Below are 20,938 nucleotides of genomic sequence, written 5' to 3'. Positions count from 1 at the left end.
AGAAAAATAAAAGAATTATCATGAAAGTTTACAAATATCGGTCAATAGAGGAAGATATCTTTAAAAGAGATTTCGAAACTATAAGTAACAATTCTTTTTACTCATCAAACTATAGCATGTTAAATGATCCGTTTGATATTTATTTTAATGAAGAAATATCTCAAGTTATAGATCTTTTGAAAACATTGTTTCCACATAGTGAATTGGACAACCTCGAAAAACAATTTCGGGAAGTTTTAAATTTTAAAGAAGAGATTGGGGTTTATTGTTTAAGCACGGATTTTTTGAATGAACAATTATGGGCCTATTATGCTACTTCATATTTTGGATATTGTATAGAATATGACTTAGACAAATTAGTTGATAAAGGACAAAATTTTGATTTTCAATATCAATTTGAAATAGATTATAAAGATAATATTCCAATTTTGGGAATTGAGGACCTAATAAATTTGCAAGATGGCTTTATAAGAAAGATGTTTGCTACAAAGAAGTCTGCATGGCAACATGAAAAAGAAATACGTCTAATCTTTGATCAGTATGGGATGAAAAAAATTCATCGTTCGGCTATCACGGGAATTTATTTTGGAATTAAGACACCGGAGAAAATAAAGGAAAATTTTTACAAGCTTTTCGGGAATGATGATGTGAAATTTTATGAAGTTTTTCCTTCAAATTTTGAATTAGATTTTAAACTAGTAAATGAGACCAAAAGAAAGTTAAAACATGATATAAATAAGTTTGATTTTGAAATATTGAAACATCGAATTAATGTATCTCATGAATCATATTATGTTCTTTATAAGGGTAGCAAAAATGAAATAGATATAAAAGAATTTATTTTAGCATTTAGAGAAGCTTTTTTAATTAAAGAGAATAATAGTCTTTACATTTTTGATAATAAAGAGGTAGAACCTTTAATTGATATTTATCCTAAAAATGATGAACAATATATTAATTATGCTAACTCAATAATTAGTGTTTGTGAAGATTGGGAAGAAGCTGGTATCAATAATCCCTATAAAGACTTTCATTATAATGAAATTATAAATAAAAGATGAAAAAACTAACGATATTAAGCGGCGCAGGAATCAGTGCCGAAAGCGGAATAAAAACCTTCAGAGACGGAGACGGTCTCTGGGAAAATCATAGTGTAACCGATGTGGCAAGTCCGGAAGGATGGAGAAAAGACAGAACTTTGGTGTTAGAATTTTACAATCAACGAAGACGTCAGCTTCATGAAGTAGAACCTAATGATGCCCATAAGTTACTGGCTGAATTGGAAAAACACTTTGAAGTGCAGATCATTACTCAAAATATCGATGATCTTCATGAAAGAGCCGGGTCAACCCGGATTTTACACATCCACGGAGAATTATTAAAGTCCTGTTCCAGTAATAATAAGGGACTGATTTACGAACAAAAAGATGATATCAATATCGGGGATAAAGCAGAAGACGGAGCCCAATTAAGGCCATTTATTGTTTGGTTCGGGGAAGATGTTCCTCTATATCAGACCGCGAGGGAAATGGTAAAGGAAGCCGATATCTTACTGGTTATCGGAACCTCTTTACAGGTATATCCCGCTGCCGGATTAATTCATGATATTAAAGATGATTGTCTCTTAATTGTGATCAACCCTAACGAAACAGGATTTGGATATGGTCAAAGAGCGGTAGTAATGAAAGAAACAGCAACCCAGGGAATGAAGCTGTTATTTGATAAACTGGTAAACCTTGCCTGATGGAAAATAAAATAAAGGCAGGAATTTTCGGTGTTTGCATCGGAGATGCTTTGGGAGTTCCGGTAGAGTTCAAAAGCAGAGATTATTTAAAAAATTTTCCAGTAAAGGACATGCAGGAGTTTGGTTCCCATAATCAGCCTAAGGGAACGTGGAGCGATGATAGTTCTTTAACATTATGCCTTGCGGAAGAACTTACAAAAGGGTATAATCTCGAAAAGATCGGACAAAGCTTTGTAAAATGGAATAAATATGGCCATTGGACGGCCCATGGAAGACTTTTTGACATTGGCTTAACTACCAGAGAAGCCATTGCAAGACTGATAAAAGGGGAAAGTGCCAGATTTTCCGGAAATATTTTTGAAGAAGACAATGGGAATGGTTCTCTGATGAGGATCCTTCCTTTGGCTTTTTATCTTAAAGATGAAGAAAACATCGAAAAGGTATATCAAACGGTAAAAGAAGTTTCAACGATTACGCATGGTCATTTCCGTTCCGTTTTTGCCTGTTTTATCTATGTAATTTTTGCAATTCAATTGTTAAAAGGTAAAAATAAAACCGAAGCTTATGTGCATACCCAAAATACGGTGCTGGAATATGCAGAAAAACAATCGTTTAGCTTAAATGAAGTTGCGCTTTTTCATAGGGTTTTGCAAAATGATATTTCCGGTTATCCTGAAGATGAAATTAAAAGTGGTGGATATGTTTTACATAGTTTAGAAGCTTCATTATGGTGTTTATTAAACTCTGAAAGCTATGCAGAAGCCGTTTTAAAAGCCGTCAACTTAGGTGAAGATACCGATACCACAGGAGCCATAACGGGAGGTCTTGCAGGAATTTATTACGGCTTTGAAAATATTCCGCAGGAATGGGTGGCTGAGCTCGTGAGGAAAAAAGATATTGAAGAACTTTGTGATAGATTTCAAAATAAATACCCTCAGACAACATGAATTTTTTTCTAAAAGTCTTGTCAGGTTTCTTTTCCAGTCATGATCCCAAGAATATCACTCAGGTTGAACCTTTACGAAAATATGAGGATGACATTGAAATAATTCAGTATATTGAAATGGGAAATAATAGTGTTCGGGATTCAAAAGACCACTTATTTCAAACACCAACTGAAGTTTTGGATATCCTGCATGATAATACGGTTCTTTGGATAGATAAAAGGAATGACCGGTTTGGCATCTCAAACCATATGAAAAGTTTGATCATTCCGCTGCATCAGGTAAAAGGATTTGAAATTCAGAATATATTGCAGGGAAAAGGCTCTGGAGAATCTTATATTTTAGTTTGTCTGTCCAATAGCAAATATTTGATGCTCACGACCTCTCCTATTACTTATGAATTTGATCAATACTCGGATATCTTATCCAAAACTTTAGGTGTACCCGTTACTTTTGCACCTGAGTTTTATAATTGTTAAATTACAATACCAACCATGAACGAAATAGAAAAGAAAAAAATAAGTAAATTTTTAAGCCTTATTTTAAGGCACCAGCCTGAAAGTATCGGGTTAAAGCTTGATGAAAGCGGATGGGCAAATGTTGAAGAACTGAAAACAAAATCAGCCCAAAAAAGAATCTATTTTACTACCGAAGAATTAGATGAGGTGGTAGAAACCAATAATAAAAAGCGTTTTGCATTCAATGAAGATAAAACCATGATCAGGGCAAGTCAGGGTCACTCTATTGATATAGATCTGGCTATAGAAGCCCAACAACCCCCTGAATTTTTATATCATGGAACCGCAGAATCAAATATTTCCTCTATTTTAGATCAGGGGATTCAAAAAAGAAATCGTCAACATGTACACTTAAGTGCTGATAAAGAGACTGCTACAAAGGTGGGAATGAGACACGGAAAGCCTGTTATCCTCACCATCAGAACAGGAAAGATGTACGAAGACGGATTATCTTTCTATCTTTCGGCCAATGAAGTCTGGTTGACGGATTTTGTAGATGCAAAATATATTTCAAAATAAAAATGAGCAGAACACTAGTTATAGGAGATATTCACGGGGGATTTAAAGCCTTGAAACAAGTTCTTGAAAGAGCTGAAGTTACACAAAATGACCAATTGATTTTCCTCGGCGATTATGTAGACGGGTGGAGTGAATCTTCACAAATTATTCAATTTTTAATAGAATTTTCCGAAAATCAGGATTGTATTTTCATCAAAGGAAATCATGATACCTGGTGTGAAGATTGGCTGGTATCCGGATTGGCTCCCGATCTTTGGCTTTTCAACGGAGGACAAAAGACCGTAGAAAGTTACGCTCACTACTCTTTGGAAAAGAAGCTTGCGCATTTTGAATTCTTTCAAAAAATGAAAAGTTATTATGTAGACGATCAAAACCGTTTATTTATTCATGCCGGCTATGCTTCTATGCATGGTCCGGAAAAAGAAGTGTATTCAAGCAATTACCGATGGGACAGAACCCTTTGGGAAACAGCAGTAGCTATGGATAAAAAACTAACCAGGAATTCTGAATTATACCCTAAGAGATTTCTTTTGTATAACGAAATATTTATAGGCCATACTCCCACTCTGGATATCGGAATTACAACCCCCGCCCATAAAGCCAATATCTGGAACATGGATACGGGAGCTGCCTATACTGGTGCATTGTCTATCATGGATATCAATACCAAAGAATTCTGGCAGAGTGATCCGCTTCCTTCCCTATACGCCAATGAGAAAGGGCGAAATTAGCAGGATAAAAAATATCGATTCGAAAATTTGCTGCCAGCTTTTGCTGTTTTGCTTTTGTAGCCAGATGAGATTACTTAATTTTAAAGTCTGAAAATATGACTTCCATGAAATTGAAATATCTCCTGCTCACCCTGAGTTCAAGCTTAATTTTTGGCCAGAAAACTTTTCCGACCCCTTTTGAAAAAGGAAATGGAAACCAAACGGTAACCTATGATGAAATGAATAGGTATTATCAGGATCTGTCCAAGAATTTTAAAACGATTCAATATCTTAAAAAGGGCGAAGATGATAATGGCCAACCCATTTATGTAGTGCTTTACAATCCTTTTCCCGAAAAAGACATTGAAAAACTGAGAAAAGATAAGGCTATTCTTTTTGTAAATAACGGAATTCATCCGGGAGAACCTGATGGGATCGATGCAATGATGATGTTGATGAGAGACCTGGCAACTCAAAAGATTGAAACTCCAAAAAACTTCGTCATTGCTGCTATCTCTGCCTATAACGTAAGTGGAATGCTCAACAGAGGTTCTCATTCCAGAGCTAATCAGAATGGGCCGGAGCAATACGGTTTCAGGGGAAATGCAAGAAATTATGACCTGAACCGGGACTTTATCAAAGCAGATTCTAAAAACGCAAGAAGCTTTCAGGAAATCTATCAATGGCTGAAGCCGGATGTTTTTATTGATAACCATGTCAGCAACGGAGCCGATTATCAATATACATTTACCTATATTTCTACGTTTAAAGAACGATTGGGGAATACTTTAGGTACTTACTTTTATAATGATTATCAGGCTAAAAATCTTGATGATATGAAAAAATTAGGTTATGAAAGTACACCCTATGTCAACATTCACGGCGATATTCCCGAGGTTGGATTTGCCTCTTTTGAAGACTCACCAAGATATTCCACAGGATATACTTCTCTGTTTAATTCTTTGGGAACCGTTCCTGAGACACACATGCTGAAGCCTTATGATAAAAGGGTAGATGCTACCTACAAATACATGTTGGTAAATCTTAAAAATCTCGATAAAGATTATCAGAAAATAAAACAACTTCGCGTTGACAATTTAAAACAATATCAGGCTGGCAAACAGTACGGAATCCGTTGGAAAATAGACTCGACGAAGTTTTCAACGATGGATTTTAAAGGCTATGAAGGCAAATATAAACCCAGCGAGATCTCCGGAAAACCAAGATTATATTACGACAGGAATAAACCTTTTACCAAAAATATAAAACTGTTTACCACTGCTGTTCCTACAGGATATATTAGTATTCCTAAGTATTATGTGATTCCGAAGTCTCAATACCGGGTGATTGAGGAATTCAATAGAAATCAGATTCAGATGAAACCGATCCGAAAGGACAGTACTTTTTCCGTTGAATCTTATAAAATCAAGGATTTTAAAACAGTAAAAAACCCTTACGAAGGACACTATCTGCATTATGAAACTACGGTAGATAAAAGGACGGATAACCTGAAATTTTCTACCGGCGACTACTTGGTTTCTACTGATCAACCTGGAGTAAAGTACATTATTGAAACCCTTGAACCTGAGGCATTAGACTCATTTTTTAACTGGAATTTCTTTGATGGTATTCTGGCACAGAAAGAATATTATTCAGCCTATATATTTGAAGATACCGCTGCAGAATTAGTAAAGCAGGATAAAAAACTCAAGGCAGATTTTGAAGCAGCAAAAGCAGCCGACAAAAAACTTTCGGAAGACGGCACTGCTCAGCTGGATTGGATATACCGACATTCACCTTATTTTGAAGAAAAAACTTTCAGACAGTATCCTGTTTACAGAGTCTTGTAATGTATTGTTAATGAGTGTTTAAAATTAAAAAAGACGTTTCAATCTGAAACGTCTTTTTAGTTATCTTGGTAAGCCCCTTTTCAAGGCAATTTCTGCTCTTTTAACAGCCATTTTTTCTTTCCAGTCCATGTACTGGGTTTTGAATTTTGACTTCATAATATCGTCAAATTTACGTTGTACGGTGAGGTTCCACAAAGAATGTGCCTTTACCGACCATGATTTGTCCCAGGCTCTTAAAGAAATAGAGAAACTTCCGTCCAGATATTTCATCCAGTGCCACCATCCTGTCGGCATAAATAACGTATCGCCGTGTTCAAGGAAACACTCGATACCCTCTACACCATCCAACGCCGGGAACTTGGTGAAGTCAGGGTTTTCAATATCATAATCCTCCAACGCATAGGTTGCGTAAGGAATCTGATACAGTCTTTCTTTCCATTTATAATCGAAAAGAAGAATATGTTTCCTTCCATTAAAGTGAGTATGGAAGATATGCGCCATATCAATATCGAAATGAAGGAACGTTACAGATCCTTTTCCACCAAAAAACATATTGGGATATTTATCGAGAAATCCACCCATTAATTCCTTGGGAGAAATATAATCTTCTAAAAGTGTTGGAGCATATTTTATAGGATCAAAAAGGAAAATTCTCAGGTCGGTAGGCTCTCTCTGGATGAGATCTATATAGTCTCCGAATTTCATTTTTGCAGCTGAGGAATTGATGGGAGCAGAAGGGTCTGCTTTTGAACTATCATATAACGGAACTTCCACATCTCCTACTACCTCCTTCATATATTCCATCGTCCATTTCTGGTAAGCAGGCCATCTTTTTGCCATATTTTTGATGACAACGGGCCTCCTTGGCTTTAGATACTTTTCGTAGAATTCTTCTTTAGAAATATCATCTACAATATCTATAGGCTTTAAATTAATTCCCATTTTGTAAATTTTATGTTACAAAATTATTAAATAATTATTTACGACACTTTGTTTAAGTTTTTTTTAATCTATGATTCAAATCAGATTTAACGATCCTTTTTAAGTTAAAAAATTGAAATTTTAATGTAGTGATAAGACCCTTTTTTTTGAAGAATATAAACAAAATACCCTGCGATAAATATCACAGGGCAAAAACACAAAATAGATGAATAAAAATCCATTCTGGTGCTAAGGTATTATTTTTAATTAAATAGCAAACTTCAGGAAAAGTTGATAATATAAATAGAAAATAGCAGATAAGTTATATCAATTCAAAATATGGGGAAATAATTTTTAATTATAATTCAAAAAAAGTAAGACTTAAGAAATTTTTAAAGTTTAAAAATAAATTTACTTTTTTTAATATTGTTTTTAAATAATTGATACAGTGTAATTTAAATTTAATTTTATTTCAAGAAATTGTGAGTTTTAAGGGTTTAATTTGGTGTTTCGGGCTCCTGATTTTGATTCTAAAACACTTTTTTCATGTGTTTTGTATTTTTTCTGCTCACCATAGAATAAATATAACTATTTTTATAGTGATATAAATTTAACTTTTACTGATAAAAACGATCTTTAAAAAAGTGTAACGAAAAACAAAATTGACAAACTAATTGTGCAAATAATAAATATGAAAAAAAATATTTCCTTATTTCTGATGCTTTTCTTTACTGTGCTCACCTTTGCGCAGAAAACGGTTTCCGGAAAGATTACCGATGATGACGGAATGGCAATACCAAGCGCAAGTGTTACCATTGAAGAACCGGGGAAAGATGCTATTTTAGCTTACGGAATTACCAATTCAAAAGGGGAATATAAAGTAACTTTCACTTCTGCAGAATCCAATGTGGATTTAAAAGTGAAAGCATTCAATCAAAAACCACTTACCAAACAGATCAGCAACAGCGATCAGAACCTGAATTTTAAAATGCAGTCTGAAGCTACTGAAATAAAGGAAGTACAACTGAAAACCAAAATGATCACCGCAAGAGGGGATACCATTTCTTATGATCTTAAAGCGTTCAACAGTAAAAATGACCGAACCCTGGCCGATGTTATGAGAAAGATCCCGGGAATAGAAGTCAATAAAGATGGAACCATCCTATATCAGGGAAATGCGATCAATAAATTCTACGTCAACGGAAAGGACCTTATGGAAGGTGGTTACGGAACCATCAACAACTCACTTCCCAAAGACGCCGTACAGAAAGTAGAAGTCCTCGAAAATCACCAACCTGTCAAGATCCTTCAGGACAAAGTCCCTTCAGATCAGGCCGCCATCAATATTAAGTTGAAAAACTCGGTGACCATGACCGGAAGAGGAGAGGTGGGAACCGGTTTTGGAGATCCATGGCTTTGGAATGTAAAACTTACTCCAATGTTTTTCGGACAGAAAAGTCAATGGGTGGTTAATTACAAGACTAATAATATGGGTGAGCAGGTAGAAAATGAAGGGAATATTTTGGCATTTGGAAGCAGCTGGGAAGGAAGAAGAATTAATGCCGGGCAAAACAATTGGTTGAATGTTGACAATGCAAGTACGCCAGATCTGCCGGTACGAAGATATTTAATGAATAATGTTCATTACCTGTCAGCCAACTATCTTGTTAATATTGATAAAAAGAAAGAATGGGAATTAAAGGCCAATGCCAACTATACCAATAACACTGTAGAAAGAGAAAGTTATAAGCAAACTGATTATTTTGCAACGGCTAATGTACCTGCTTCAAAAGTAACCCAGAATATTTTCAATAATTTTTACACGGATAAACTAAAAGGAGAGTTAATTTTCACTAAAAATGCTAAAAAAGGATTTTTTAAAAATACAACGAGTTTCTCTCAGTTTTGGAATGCAGACAGAGCTATTGCCGATAGGGTAAGTACCAGTTTGAATACTTCTACCAGACATGGTGAAGAAGCATTAGAATCACCCACATCATCCTTTCAAAACTCATTAAGTACGATTATTCCCTGGAAAGAAAAAATGGTTAATCTTAGATCATTTATCAACTACCAGACCGATAAACAGACATTAAATATTTCTCCCGCTTCCTATCTAGAAGTTCCTGCTTTCACTCCTGTTAACAATTCAGAAACAGTAATACAAAATTTCAGGTTGAAGACCTTCGAAGCCAACCATTCTGCCAATATAGGTTTTTCAAAAAGTGGATGGACATTTACTCCCGAAGTTGGATTTAACTTTAAAAGAACCTCTCTGACTTCAAACCTGTACAATTTGCAATATGGAAACGGGCAGCAAGGCGAAATATTTAATAACGATCTTACGTATACCACAGCCATTCCATATGGAAGTCTTGGAGTAAACTTCAAAAGCGAGTCGTGGATGTTATTTGCCAATCTTCCGGTAAATTCGAATAATATTAAGGCGGAAGACCCACTGAGGAACGTTTCAAGAACAACCAATAAAGTTACCTTTGAACCGAATATTTTTGTCCAGTATTCATTTGCATCCTTCTTTAAAGCAAGTGTGAACGGAAACATCAGCAATAACTTTGGTGAAGTAAATTCTGCGTATGCTGGATTTGTAATGCTTTCTCCCAGTTCAATAAATGCAATGGACCCTAATAATCCAATTCCACAAAATAATACTAAATCAACAGGGACAAGATTAGAATATAGAAACCCATTAAATAACCTGTTTTTTAATGTGAATTATCGCTTTAATGATGTTAAAAGAAATCTGATTGCTGATCCGGACCGAAACAGTGCGGGAGGAATAATCAGTCGTTATATAGAACAGGATAATCATGCTATCAGCAATGCTTACAGTGCAGAAATAGGAAAATACTTCCCTAAGTTTAAAACCAATGCTTCAGTCAGCTATAGTAACAATACTTCCAGGTCAGATGCTTATCTCAACAGAGGAGCGTATACGAATAAAAATATTGTTCAGTCCTATGGATTTAAGCTAAATAACACTTATTTCAGCTGGATGAGTTTAGATTATAACGCGAGTATTTCTCTCACAAAACAAATCAGCACAAGTTTACTTCCTGAATATAACAATGAAACCTCAAGGAATGGCTTTACTCACAATCTGGCAGTATATTTTTACCCGATTGAAAATCATACGGTAGGTTTCAGCTGGGATCAGGTGAATAGCAGCATTGGAAGCCAAAAATATAACAATGCATTTTATGACATTTCCTATCAGTTTTCCTGGGCAAAAAAGAAAATTGATTTTGAATTGAAATGGATGAATATTGCTAACAGAAAGGTCTTTGAAACATATGATGTCAATGCAACATATAATTCATACACCAGAATTCAGTTGCGCCCTAGCCAGGTAATGTTTACGGTTAAATTTAATTTCAAATAAAATAAAAACCAATCCATCCGGATTGGTTTTTTGTTGAGATATATTGATGGTATTAAAAGCTTTGCTGATCTGCAGAAGGGCCATAACTTCCCGGTAAAGGAATATTATTTAACCTGTAATATACACCCAGTTGTGCCCTGTGGTGAGTAATTTGATTAAGCGCATGGCGGATAGCTCCATACTTGCTCCAGCTCGCCAGCTCATGGCCATCGTTTTTAATGGTCCAGCTTGGATTGAGCTCATCTTCTGAAGCCTTTTCCAATGCTGATTTGCCGGCCTCATAGCTGTCGTCCAGTTTTTTGATAAGATCTTCTTTCGTTGAAAGAATGGTAGGTTGAAATCCACCTGTGGCAAAATCTAGTTCAGAAGTATTCAAAATGGTATTAGGCCATTCAAAAACCTCTACCAAATGGGTGGCAAGAGGCATTAATTTCATGCTCTTTTCATGAGGAGCGTAGTCGTTTTTTCCTTCAGGAAACAAATTGATGAATTTTTTTGTGGTTTGAAATTCTCCCTCCAGTTCGGATTTTAATTGAGATAAGGTGTCCATAATATTTTGTTTTTTAGAAACTTAAAGGTAAGATTTTTAGAACCGAAAATGTTTTAACAGAATCATAATTTTTTCATGAATCACCATTGTTGGTTACCGAAAAAATAAATTTTTAAAAAAGTTGTAACAAAATGATACTTACGGGTACTAATTAGGAAAACTTGATTCAATGAGAAATTTATTCTCAATATTTTTGATCACTCTTTTTGCCTTTGCCAATGCACAGGAAACTAAGGAAACGGCCAACCGATTCTTCTATGAGCTTACTTTTAAGCCAAAGAAAGATTCGGCTAAACTGGATAAAGTCATTACTATTTTAGATATTACTGATAAAAACAGATCTATTTATCAAGACTATACTATAATAGCCCAAGATTCTATTATGAAAATTGAAATGGAGGCTATTAAGAAATCAGGAATGATGAAAGATTTTTCAAAATCACTTAAAACACCAAAGATTTCTGCCAGAATATATAAAACATATCCAGAAATGAAAGTTCAGTATGTGGATAAAATTGCAAATGGTTTTACTCCAACAAACATTGGCTATACTGAAAATTTAAAATTCAATTGGAATATTCTTGCTGATAAGCAAAAAATTGGAGAATATAATGCACAAAAAGCAACGACTGATTTTGGCGGGAGAAAGTGGACGGCTTGGTTTACAACAGATATTCCTTTTCAGGACGGGCCATATAAATTTTATGGGCTTCCAGGTTTAATCGTCAAAATCGAAGATGCAGACAAAAATTATTCATGGGTTTTACAGGGCAATAAAAAAGTAAATGATTACACGGAATTATCCTATATTGAAAATCAAATGAAAATGTCAGTAAAAGTGAATGATTTGTCAAGAGAAAAGTTTGAGAAAACATTTAGTGATTTCAAAAAAGATCCATTTTCTTCTGTGCGCCCTATGATGACTCAGGAAATGCTCTCAAAGACTATACCAGGAATGGATGGAACAGTAGGAGACATGATGAAAAAGCAGGAAAAACAATATAAAGATTTTTACAATGCTAACGATAACCCAATAGAAAAAGATCAGATATCTGATAAAAAGAAAAAATAGCACATTCATATCAACTAAATTATATTTCAGGTCACCCCAGATACAGCGATGTATTTGGGGTGATTTCTTTTACGACATACGTTATTTAGATTAAATTTAAATAACGTATATTTGCAGGACTAAAATTTAGGCTTTGAAAGAGAAAGGATTACATAAATTAAGTGGATTTCCTAAAAACAAAATGGGAAAGATATTGGGATATGATAATGACCATCTGAAAATGCCCAATAAAATCATCGAAATGGGTCTTCTTCCGGAGACCGTTTTCAGGATTTTATACCAAGCTCCGTTCAATGGGCCGATGTATGTGGAATTTGGAGTAGAAAAAAGCCGGATTGCTCTTCGTGAGGAAGAAGGAGAATATATCATTGTTGAAGAATTGAATTAATGCAGGCAAATAAGAAAAAACAGATCCTTTTAGTTGGAAATCCCAATGTAGGAAAGTCGACGGTTTTCAATACACTTTGTAACAAAAAGCAGAAAACGGGAAACTATGCCGGAGTTACTGTGGCAAGTCATTCGGGAAATTATGTTTATAAAAATGAAGAAGTTGAGGTTATTGATCTTCCGGGCTCTTACAGTGTGTATCCAAGCTCTGAAGATGAAGCTATTTTTTCTAAATTCCTGATTGAAGAGCAGGAAAATTATGCCGGTGTTGTTTATATTCTGGAAGCATTAAGCTTAAAAAGAGGGCTGCTTTTATTCCAGCAGATCCAGGATCTGGGAGTTCCTATGATTCTGATCGTAAATCAGATCGACCAGGCTGAAAGGAGAGGGATTACTATAGATATTCAAAGATTTTCTGAAGCACTGGGGATTAAAATTATTCAAACCAATGCTAAACAGAAAATAGGAATTGATGAAGTGCGTGAAGCAATTCACAACAATGAATTCCTAAAGACCGATAAAACATCTTTTGAAACCCCGAATGAACATAGAGATTTCATTCAGAAACTGGCGGCACACAAAGGCTTTACCAATGAGTATAAAGCATGGATGAGTCTTTCATTAGGGACAGATCTTGGAAGAATAGAGTCTGTTATGGAACAGATTCATGATTCTGAGGTTAAAAGTTTGGTTCCTAAAAGATTACAGGTTCAGGAAACTGTGAGAAGATATCAGAATGTTGACAAAATATTAGAAAATGTAATTTCTAAAAAAGCTCAGTTTAAAGAGCTGCTTACAGAAAAGCTTGACAAAGTATTGGTTCACAAATTCTGGGGATATATCGTCTTTTTGGCGATTTTGCTGGTTATTTTCCAAAGTGTATTTTTTCTTGCAGAATATCCGATGAACTGGATTGAGAACTTTTTCTCGTGGCTTGCTGCCTTTACCAGTGAGCATCTTCCGGAGGGACCTATCAACTCTCTGATCTCAAACGGAATTGTTCCCGGAATCGGGGGAATTGTAGTATTTGCCCCTCAGATCGGGATTTTACTATACTTTCTTTACCTGTTGGAAGATTCCGGATATATGGCAAGAGTGGTGTTTCTGATGGATAGAGTTCTTCGCCCGTTCGGACTGAATGGGAAAAGTATTGTTCCGCTTGTTTCGGGAACCGCATGTGCTATTCCTGCCGTTATCTCCACAAGAAATATTGAGAACGTCCGTGAAAGATTACTAACGATTTTGGTAACTCCTTTCATGACGTGTTCCGCGAGACTTCCGGTGTACAGTATTATTATTGGACTGATCATTTCGGAAGGCACATTTTTAGGCATAAAATATAAAGCAATTGTACTGATGGGAATGTACCTGTTAGGATTCTTTGTCGCATTATTTTCTGCTGCCATTCTTAAACGATTTATTAAAGATAAAGGCAAAACATACCTGGTAATGGATCTTCCGGCTTACAAAAAGCCACTTTTCGGATACGATTTCAAAATGGTTTTAGGAAAAGTATGGGACTTTATTACAGGAGCCGGGAAAATTATTTTTATTGTAAGTATCATCATCTGGTTCTTAAGCTATTTCGGACCAAAACAAAAACAGGATGAATTGGTAGCAACCAATGTGCACCTTGATCACTCCTACCTGGCGAAAATGGGTAAAGGAATAGAACCTGTAATTGCTCCGTTGGGCTATGATTGGAAAATGGGAGTAGGTATTCTTACGAGTTTCGTTGCACGTGAGGTCTTTGTAGGAACAATGTCAACGTTGTACAGTCTTGAAGATGACGCTCCTGAAGTGAAAGTAATTGATAAGATGAGAAGAGACGTAAAACCCAATGGCGAAAAGGTATTCAGTTTTGCGACGGGAGTTTCCGTACTTCTGTTTTACGCGTTTGCAATGCAGTGTGTTTCTACACTGGCAGTAGTCTACAGAGAAACCAAAAGCTGGAAATGGACAGGCTTTCAGGTAGCAATGATGACAGGTTTGGCATATTTTGTGTCGATGATAGCATATCAGATTTTAAAGTAATGGATTCATCATTAATTTTTCAATACGTAATTATTTTCTTAGTAGTGGCATTTGCGTGTTACTCTTTGTTTAAGATGCTTAAAAAGAATTTTGCACCCAAGAAATTCAGTTCCAAAAGAACAAATTGTGATAAAGACTGCGGCTGTTCATAACATAGACTTCTCCGGATAATTGAAAAAAATGTAGTAAATTCATTTTTTTAATTTAAAATATCCAGTTTGAGTCTTTCAAAGCTAGCATTCGTTTTATTCTTTTTTTCATTTGCTGTAATAGCGAAAGCACAAAACGATACTGCTAATATCAAGTCGTATAGGGATCAGATTATGATTCGTTTAAATCTTGATACCAATATCGAAGGATTTGTTATTTCAAACGGAAATGAACCGAACGTACAAAAGACTGTCCTGTCAATTAATAACAGAGCCAGCACCTCTATTTCATTCGATTACAAGGTCATTAGTGCCAGCATTACTATGACTCCGCGTTTTATCTCCGGAGGAAATGATGAGTTGAAGGGCAATAGTTCCTACAGCGATTTCCAGTTCAGGCTTTTTCCAAAGAGATTTATTCAAAACGTTTATTACAAAAATGTCAAAGGCTTCTATGTTGAAAATATGAAGGACTTTGTTCCCGGATGGGAAGAAGGGAAAGATCCTTATATTCGTTTCCCTGGCCTTCAGGTACAGAGCTACGGAGGTTCTACATCATATATCCTTAATAAAAGCTTTTCTGCAAAGAGTATTTATACCCAGGGCGAATGGCAGAAGAACAGCGGCGGAAGCTGGATCCCTTCAATCGATTACGACTTTACCATTCTAAGCAATACAGCCAACGATGAGAAAAATAAAGTTACTCAGTTAAAAATTGGGGGAAATATGGGCTATTTCTACAATTGGGTAATTGGCAAAAAAGTGAATATAGCCCCTTATCTTGCCCTTGGAGTCGGTGCCAAATTTGCGAGTTATCGTAATATCCTGGAAGATAGTGAGAAACAGCATACCCAATACCTGACCATACGCATGGAAGGAGGACTTCACGCCGGATACAATACCGACCGGTTTTTATTCGGAGGTAAAATTAATTTTAATGCATCAGCTTATAACGAGAAAAAAAATCAGACTATAGAAAATAATTATATCTATGGTCTATTGTATATTGGTTATCGTTTTCGCCCACCGAAAGTGGTGAAAAAGACCTACGACAAAATGCAAAAAACAATTCCTCTTTTATAACATAAGACTCTTTTAAGTATCTTTGTTTCGGACAAATTATTATATAAACAATAAAGAAATATAAAAACATAATGTCGTTAATAAAATCTATTTCAGGAATTCGCGGAACCATTGGCGGAAAAGTAAATGATAATCTGACACCACTTGACGTGGTAAAATTTGCTTCCGCATTCGGAACCTGGCTTCAGAATAATAAAAATAAAAAAGACCTTACTCTTGTCATCGGAAGAGACGCAAGAATTTCAGGGCAAATGGTTTCTTCTTTAGTAACTGCTACCTTACAAGGATTAGGGATCAATGTTGTTGACCTGGGACTTTCCACAACACCAACTGTTGAGGTAATGGTACCGGAATTGAAGGCAGACGGAGGAATTATCCTTACAGCTTCTCACAACCCAAAACAATGGAATGCATTAAAGCTGTTAAATGATAAAGGAGAATTCATCAGTGGTGAAAACGGAGCAGAAGTATTGGCTTTAGCAGAAAATGAGGATTTCAATTATGCAGAAGTAGATGATCTTGGGAAATACGAAACAAGAGATGATGCTTTTGATATTCATATCCAGCAAATCCTTGAGCTTCCGATGGTTGATGTGGAAGCTATTAAATCCAAAAACTTCAAAGTAGTATTGGATGCGGTAAACTCTACCGGAGGTATTGCAATCCCAATGTTATTAGATAAATTAGGTTGTGAAACTATTAAATTATACTGTGAACCAACTGGGCACTTTCCTCACAATCCTGAACCTTTAAAAGAACATTTAGGAGATATCTGCGAGTTGGTTAAAAAGGAAAATGCAGATTTGGGAGTTGTAGTAGATCCCGATGTAGACAGATTAGCTTTAATAGACGAGAAAGGGGAGATGTTCGGTGAAGAATATACCCTGGTTGCCGTAGCTGATTATTTATTAAAGAACAAAAACGGAGCAGCCATCTCCAATCTTTCTTCAAGCCGTGCCTTGAGAGATGTTGCACAGACTCACAATTCAGAATATTTTGCAAGTGCTGTAGGAGAAGTGAATGTAGTTACCTTGATGAAAGAAAAAAATGCGGTAATCGGTGGCGAAGGAAACGGTGGTATCATCTATCCTGAATTACATTACGGAAGAGATTCTTTAGTAGGAGTTGCTTTATTTTTAACACATTTGGCAAAAGAAAATAAAACCGTTTCAGAATTGAGAGCTGGATATCCAAGCTATTTCATGGGAAAAAAGAAAATAGAACTGACTCCCGAAATTGATGTAGATGCCATTTTAAGCAAAATGGAACAGGAATATCAGAATGAACAGGTTTCTACCGTTGACGGTGTTAAAATTGATTTTGAAAACAACTGGGTTCACCTTAGAAAATCCAATACGGAGCCCATTATCAGAATCTACACAGAGGCAAAATCTCAGGAAGAAGCAGATCAACTGGGAGATGATATCATTGCAAAAATTAAAAGTTTAATTTAAATAAAAACAAAAGAACGGAACAGATGCGCTCCGTTCTTTTTTTATATCGAAATGTTTGAGCATATCACCAATAAGTTTCCCTTTCCCAAAGAAAAATGGAGAAAATTTCTGGGCGGTTTTGAGCGGATGGAAGTCCCGGCTAAAACTTTACTGTTACAGGAAGGTAACGTTTCATACAATGCCTTTTATCTTGAAAAAGGACTGGTAAGAGCCTGGTATAATAATGACGGGAAAGATGTGACCTTTCAGTTTTTTATTGAAAACACAATGTTTTCTTCTCTCGAAAGCTTTAAAAAAGGATTGCCAAGCATGGTCTCTTTTGAAACCATAGAACCTTGCGTTTTGTATAAAATAAAAAAACCTGATGTAGAGGCTTTTCTGGAAGAAGTGTATGAATGTCCGGAACTCAGAACGCTGTTGATGGATGCTCTTTTTGAAAGGATGTTTGATTATATGAAACATTTTTTCTCATTTATTAAAGATTCACCCCAACAACGATATCTTAATCTTGCTAATGAAAAACCGGAGATTATCAGAAGAGTTCCCCAGCATTATATCGCTTCGTATCTGGGCATTACAACGGTACATCTCAGCAGGATAAAAGCCAAAATATTAAAAGAAAAACTTTCTTAGCCGGAAATATGGAAGCCAGAGATTGGATGTTTTTGCTGGCCCTTTATTCGTTTCTATTTTACTTATCTTATTTTGCCGCAAAAGACGCAAATAATTTTAAAATAATTTCTTCAAAAAGTCCACAATGGCGTTTCACTTAGCAAAGGTTCGCATTCTTTGCTGAACGAAGTGCCTCTGCGAACGAAAAATAATACGGTATTTATCAACCTTTGTGGCCTTAGCGTTTTTATACCATACCTTTATTAATAAAGTCTTCAACAACTTCCAGCACCCCTATCCCAGCTTCCTTTTCTTCTTCTTTCAACTGATAACAAATGTTATTGCTCTCCCGCTTTCCCCACCTTAATTTTGTATAAAAATTTAAAATAATGAAAGCAGCAGTTGTATTTGAAAAAGGGGGTATACCACAATATGCAGAATTTTTAGACCCTGAAATCGTTCAGGAAAACGAAGTATTGGTATCCGTAAAAGCGGCCTCTATTAAAAACCTTGACAGGGCAAGAGCAAGTGGAAACCATTATTCAACCGAGAATGAAGCACATCAGCCTAAAATTATCGGTTCAGATGGAGCTGGCTATCTGGAAAACGGAAATAAAGTATATTTTTTCAGTAAAAAAGGAACTGTTGCTGAAAAAGCGGTGGCAGATAAAAAGATGATCGTTCCTATTCCTGAAGAACTTGATTTTTCTACAGCAGCAGCTTTGCCCAATGCAGTAATGGGATCTGCAATGGCGCTGAAATTCAAGGCGGGAATACAACCTGGAAATACGGTTCTTATCAACGGAGCAACAGGTATTACAGGCAGAATTGCCGTTCAAATTGCTAAGTTGTATGGTGCTCGCAAGATTATCGTGACCGGTAGAAATGCAGAATCTCTGAAAGCTTTGTTCGAACTGGGAGCCGATGAGGTAATCTCTTTACTGAAAGAGGATGAAGATTTTAAGCAGAATATTAAAAAAATACATGAGGAAACACCTATTGATATTATTGTGGATTATATTTGGGGTCATTCTGTGGAAATAATATTATCAGCGCTGAAAGGCGATGGCTCCTTTTCTCATAAGACAAAGCTCGTTACCATAGGAGGAATGAGTGGAGATACCATTCAATTGTCTTCTCAAATTCTCAGATCAACGGACATCAGTATTTCAGGATCAGGGTTGGGAAGCTGGGCAAAAGAAGAATCAGCTCTTTTATTTTCAGAAATAATCCCGGAAATGTTTGATGCAGCAGTAGCCGGGAAAATTAAAATAGAAACGGAAGTCTTTGATCTTGAGAATATTGAATCAGCCTGGAATCTTGAAATTCCTAACGGAAAAAGACTGGTGATAAGAATTTAACCACAATTTCATTTTTTTATCCACAATCCTTTTATCTGTTTTCTTTTTTTACTATTTTTATAATAGAAATTTATGAAATGGAAAATTCAAAAAAAAGTTGCAACTTTGCATAAATATTTGAATATCAGTTTCAGATGTATTATTAATTAAAAGTTTGCCGAGGTTTGTAAGCAATTTCAAACATCAGGTTGACAAAGAGGACACTATTGGAAGAGTATTTTGGAAATGAACTTGTAAAAAAGTTCGAGGAAATGATGGAAAACAATGATGAATTCTACTTCGACACCGAAGAGTTGGAAGACATTATTGTTTATTATTTGGAGCTGGGTGACTTTAATTACGCCGATATGGCTGTTAATTATGGTCTGAAGCTTCATCCTAATTCTTTAGATATCAAGATTAAAAAACTTGAGATTCTTTTGGAATGGGAAGAGTATAATACAGCGAAGGAGCTTATCAATGAGCTCAAAGGTTCCTCCATGGAAAATACAGACTTTATGGTTTGCTACGCCAAGTATTATTCGAACTTAGGAAATCCTAAAAGATCCATTGAAATTTGCAAACAAGCTTTAACATTAGGGGAAGAAGAAAACTTCCTTCACAACTTTATTGCAGATGAATATGTGAATCTGGGAGATCCTTTTAACGCTCTTAGACATTACAGAAAAGCACTGAAAGAAGATCCTACGGATGAGTATGCATTAGAAAACTGTATGGTGTGCTTTAGCGACTTGAATAAGAGTGAGGAGGCAATTGCCTTTCTTAATGAATATTTAGATGAGTTTTCTTATTCTGAAACCGCATGGTTTGAGTACGGACAATTCTATTTCAACAGAAAGAATTTTGATGAAGCGATAAAAGGGTATGACTATTTATTAGCCATCAATTCAAGTTCTGTTGGTGTATATGCCAATAAAGCAGCTTGTTACGAAGCTTTAGGACAATATCAGAAAGCGATCGAAACGTATGAAGAAATGCTGGAGCTGGAATATACAAAAGCTTTTACTTTTTATAAGATCGGACTTTGCAACAAAGCATTAAAGCAACCTATTGTAGCTTTAAATGCGTTCCAGAAGTCATTGAGAGAAGACCCGCAGTTTTATCTTGCGATGATGGAACAGTCTTATCTGTATGAAGAAATGGGCGGAATGTCCGAGGCTTTGCACTTTGCAAAAGAAGCCACTCAATTGAATGAAAATAATCTGGATTATCAAAAAAGATTAGCTTTTCTGTTCATTGATTCAGGAAAATTTGAAGAAAGTCTTGCTTGTCTTAAAAAACTGGTAGATGCAGAGCCGTCGAGGTTTTACAACTGGTATGCTTACTCCGAAGTATTGATGCTTTTAGGTGAGTATGAAGAAGCAGTAACTGTTTTGAACAAGGCTGTAAAAAACCATCACCGTGCAGAACTGTTTTACCAGCTTGGAAATTGTTTTTTCAATTTAAAAGACGAGAGCAAAGGAATGGAATCCCTTCAAAAAGCCCTGGATCTGGATTCATCTTTAGCGAAGGATATGCAGAAAAAATATCCGTTTATCAAAGATGAGGTGAAAAAGGTTAAAGCCAGAGTGAAAAAGAAGAATTAATTAAAAAATTACTTAATTAAATAAGAAATCCTGCAGCAATGCAG

Annotated in this window: 18 protein-coding genes; 16 read left to right on the top strand and 2 right to left on the bottom strand. The window is 35.7% G+C overall.

Annotation, left to right across the window (positions count from 1 at the left end; translation table 11 throughout):
• Positions 1–20: 20 nt before the first annotated feature.
• From EG342_RS05220 to EG342_RS05190, 7 genes are all read left to right on the top strand, one after another.
• Positions 21–1,061, top strand: a complete 1,041-nt coding sequence (locus tag EG342_RS05220) for a DUF2971 domain-containing protein (RefSeq protein ID WP_103288705.1) — start codon at positions 21–23, stop codon at positions 1,059–1,061.
• Entirely contained in the window at positions 1,058–1,744 is a 687-nt protein-coding gene (locus EG342_RS05215; protein WP_103288704.1) for an SIR2 family NAD-dependent protein deacylase, read from the top strand. Before EG342_RS05220 ends, EG342_RS05215 begins: the two co-directional genes overlap by 4 nt.
• Complete coding sequence (locus EG342_RS05210) at positions 1,744–2,691, top strand: ADP-ribosylglycohydrolase family protein (RefSeq protein ID WP_103288703.1); 948 nt, start codon at positions 1,744–1,746, stop codon at positions 2,689–2,691. Before EG342_RS05215 ends, EG342_RS05210 begins: the two co-directional genes overlap by 1 nt.
• Positions 2,688–3,167 (top strand): hypothetical protein, encoded by a 480-nt coding sequence (locus EG342_RS05205; RefSeq protein WP_103288702.1) that lies wholly within the window; start codon positions 2,688–2,690, stop codon positions 3,165–3,167. The genes EG342_RS05210 and EG342_RS05205 overlap by 4 nt, the downstream gene beginning before the upstream one ends.
• 15 nt (positions 3,168–3,182) lie before the next feature.
• Positions 3,183–3,725, top strand: coding sequence for an RNA 2'-phosphotransferase (locus tag EG342_RS05200; protein WP_103288701.1), 543 nt, complete (start codon positions 3,183–3,185; stop codon positions 3,723–3,725).
• A 2-nt stretch (positions 3,726–3,727) separates the two neighbouring features.
• Positions 3,728–4,456 (top strand): metallophosphoesterase family protein, encoded by a 729-nt coding sequence (locus EG342_RS05195; RefSeq protein WP_103288700.1) that lies wholly within the window; start codon positions 3,728–3,730, stop codon positions 4,454–4,456.
• Between the two features lie 104 nt (positions 4,457–4,560).
• The gene (locus EG342_RS05190) at positions 4,561–6,285 is read left to right on the top strand and encodes a M14 family metallopeptidase (RefSeq protein WP_103288699.1); all 1,725 of its coding nucleotides are present in this window, start codon (positions 4,561–4,563) and stop codon (positions 6,283–6,285) included.
• Between the two features lie 60 nt (positions 6,286–6,345).
• Here EG342_RS05190 and EG342_RS05185 read toward each other — a convergent pair whose 3' ends face one another.
• Positions 6,346–7,227 carry a cupin-like domain-containing protein gene (locus EG342_RS05185; RefSeq protein WP_103288698.1) on the bottom strand — a complete coding sequence of 294 codons (882 nt, stop codon included), beginning with the start codon at positions 7,225–7,227 and terminating at the stop codon, positions 6,346–6,348.
• Between the two features lie 670 nt (positions 7,228–7,897).
• Between EG342_RS05185 and EG342_RS05180 the strand changes: the two genes are divergently transcribed.
• Positions 7,898–10,606 (top strand): TonB-dependent receptor, encoded by a 2,709-nt coding sequence (locus tag EG342_RS05180; RefSeq protein WP_103288697.1) that lies wholly within the window; start codon positions 7,898–7,900, stop codon positions 10,604–10,606.
• Positions 10,607–10,658: 52 nt separating this feature from the next.
• Here the strand turns inward: EG342_RS05180 and EG342_RS05175 are convergent, their stop codons facing one another.
• Positions 10,659–11,156, bottom strand: coding sequence for a DinB family protein (locus EG342_RS05175; RefSeq protein ID WP_103288696.1), 498 nt, complete (start codon positions 11,154–11,156; stop codon positions 10,659–10,661).
• Between the two features lie 169 nt (positions 11,157–11,325).
• Here EG342_RS05175 and EG342_RS05170 point away from each other — a divergent pair, with 169 nt between their 5' ends.
• The 8 genes from EG342_RS05170 (at position 11,326) to EG342_RS05135 (ending at position 20,894) form a co-directional block, all read left to right on the top strand.
• Complete coding sequence (locus tag EG342_RS05170; protein WP_103288695.1) at positions 11,326–12,228, top strand: GLPGLI family protein; 903 nt, start codon at positions 11,326–11,328, stop codon at positions 12,226–12,228.
• A gap of 133 nt (positions 12,229–12,361) precedes the next feature.
• Positions 12,362–12,616 (top strand): FeoA family protein, encoded by a 255-nt coding sequence (locus EG342_RS05165; RefSeq protein ID WP_103288694.1) that lies wholly within the window; start codon positions 12,362–12,364, stop codon positions 12,614–12,616.
• Positions 12,616–14,649 carry a ferrous iron transport protein B gene (gene feoB / locus EG342_RS05160; RefSeq protein WP_103288693.1) on the top strand — a complete coding sequence of 678 codons (2,034 nt, stop codon included), beginning with the start codon at positions 12,616–12,618 and terminating at the stop codon, positions 14,647–14,649. The genes EG342_RS05165 and feoB overlap by 1 nt, the downstream gene beginning before the upstream one ends.
• A gap of 218 nt (positions 14,650–14,867) precedes the next feature.
• The gene (locus tag EG342_RS05155; RefSeq protein ID WP_103288692.1) at positions 14,868–15,881 is read left to right on the top strand and encodes a DUF4421 family protein; all 1,014 of its coding nucleotides are present in this window, start codon (positions 14,868–14,870) and stop codon (positions 15,879–15,881) included.
• Positions 15,882–15,952: 71 nt separating this feature from the next.
• Positions 15,953–17,335, top strand: coding sequence for a phosphoglucosamine mutase (gene glmM / locus EG342_RS05150; protein WP_103288691.1), 1,383 nt, complete (start codon positions 15,953–15,955; stop codon positions 17,333–17,335).
• Between the two features lie 51 nt (positions 17,336–17,386).
• Entirely contained in the window at positions 17,387–17,968 is a 582-nt protein-coding gene (locus EG342_RS05145) for a Crp/Fnr family transcriptional regulator (protein WP_103288690.1), read from the top strand.
• A 368-nt stretch (positions 17,969–18,336) separates the two neighbouring features.
• Positions 18,337–19,308 (top strand): quinone oxidoreductase family protein, encoded by a 972-nt coding sequence (locus EG342_RS05140; RefSeq protein ID WP_103288689.1) that lies wholly within the window; start codon positions 18,337–18,339, stop codon positions 19,306–19,308.
• A gap of 206 nt (positions 19,309–19,514) precedes the next feature.
• Positions 19,515–20,894, top strand: a complete 1,380-nt coding sequence (locus EG342_RS05135; protein ID WP_103288688.1) for a tetratricopeptide repeat protein — start codon at positions 19,515–19,517, stop codon at positions 20,892–20,894.
• The last annotated feature ends 44 nt before the right edge of the window (positions 20,895–20,938 follow it).

This window comes from Chryseobacterium lactis, assembly GCF_003815875.1.
Classification (GTDB): domain Bacteria; phylum Bacteroidota; class Bacteroidia; order Flavobacteriales; family Weeksellaceae; genus Chryseobacterium; species Chryseobacterium lactis.
This window is presented reverse-complemented; position numbering and strand designations above follow the sequence as displayed.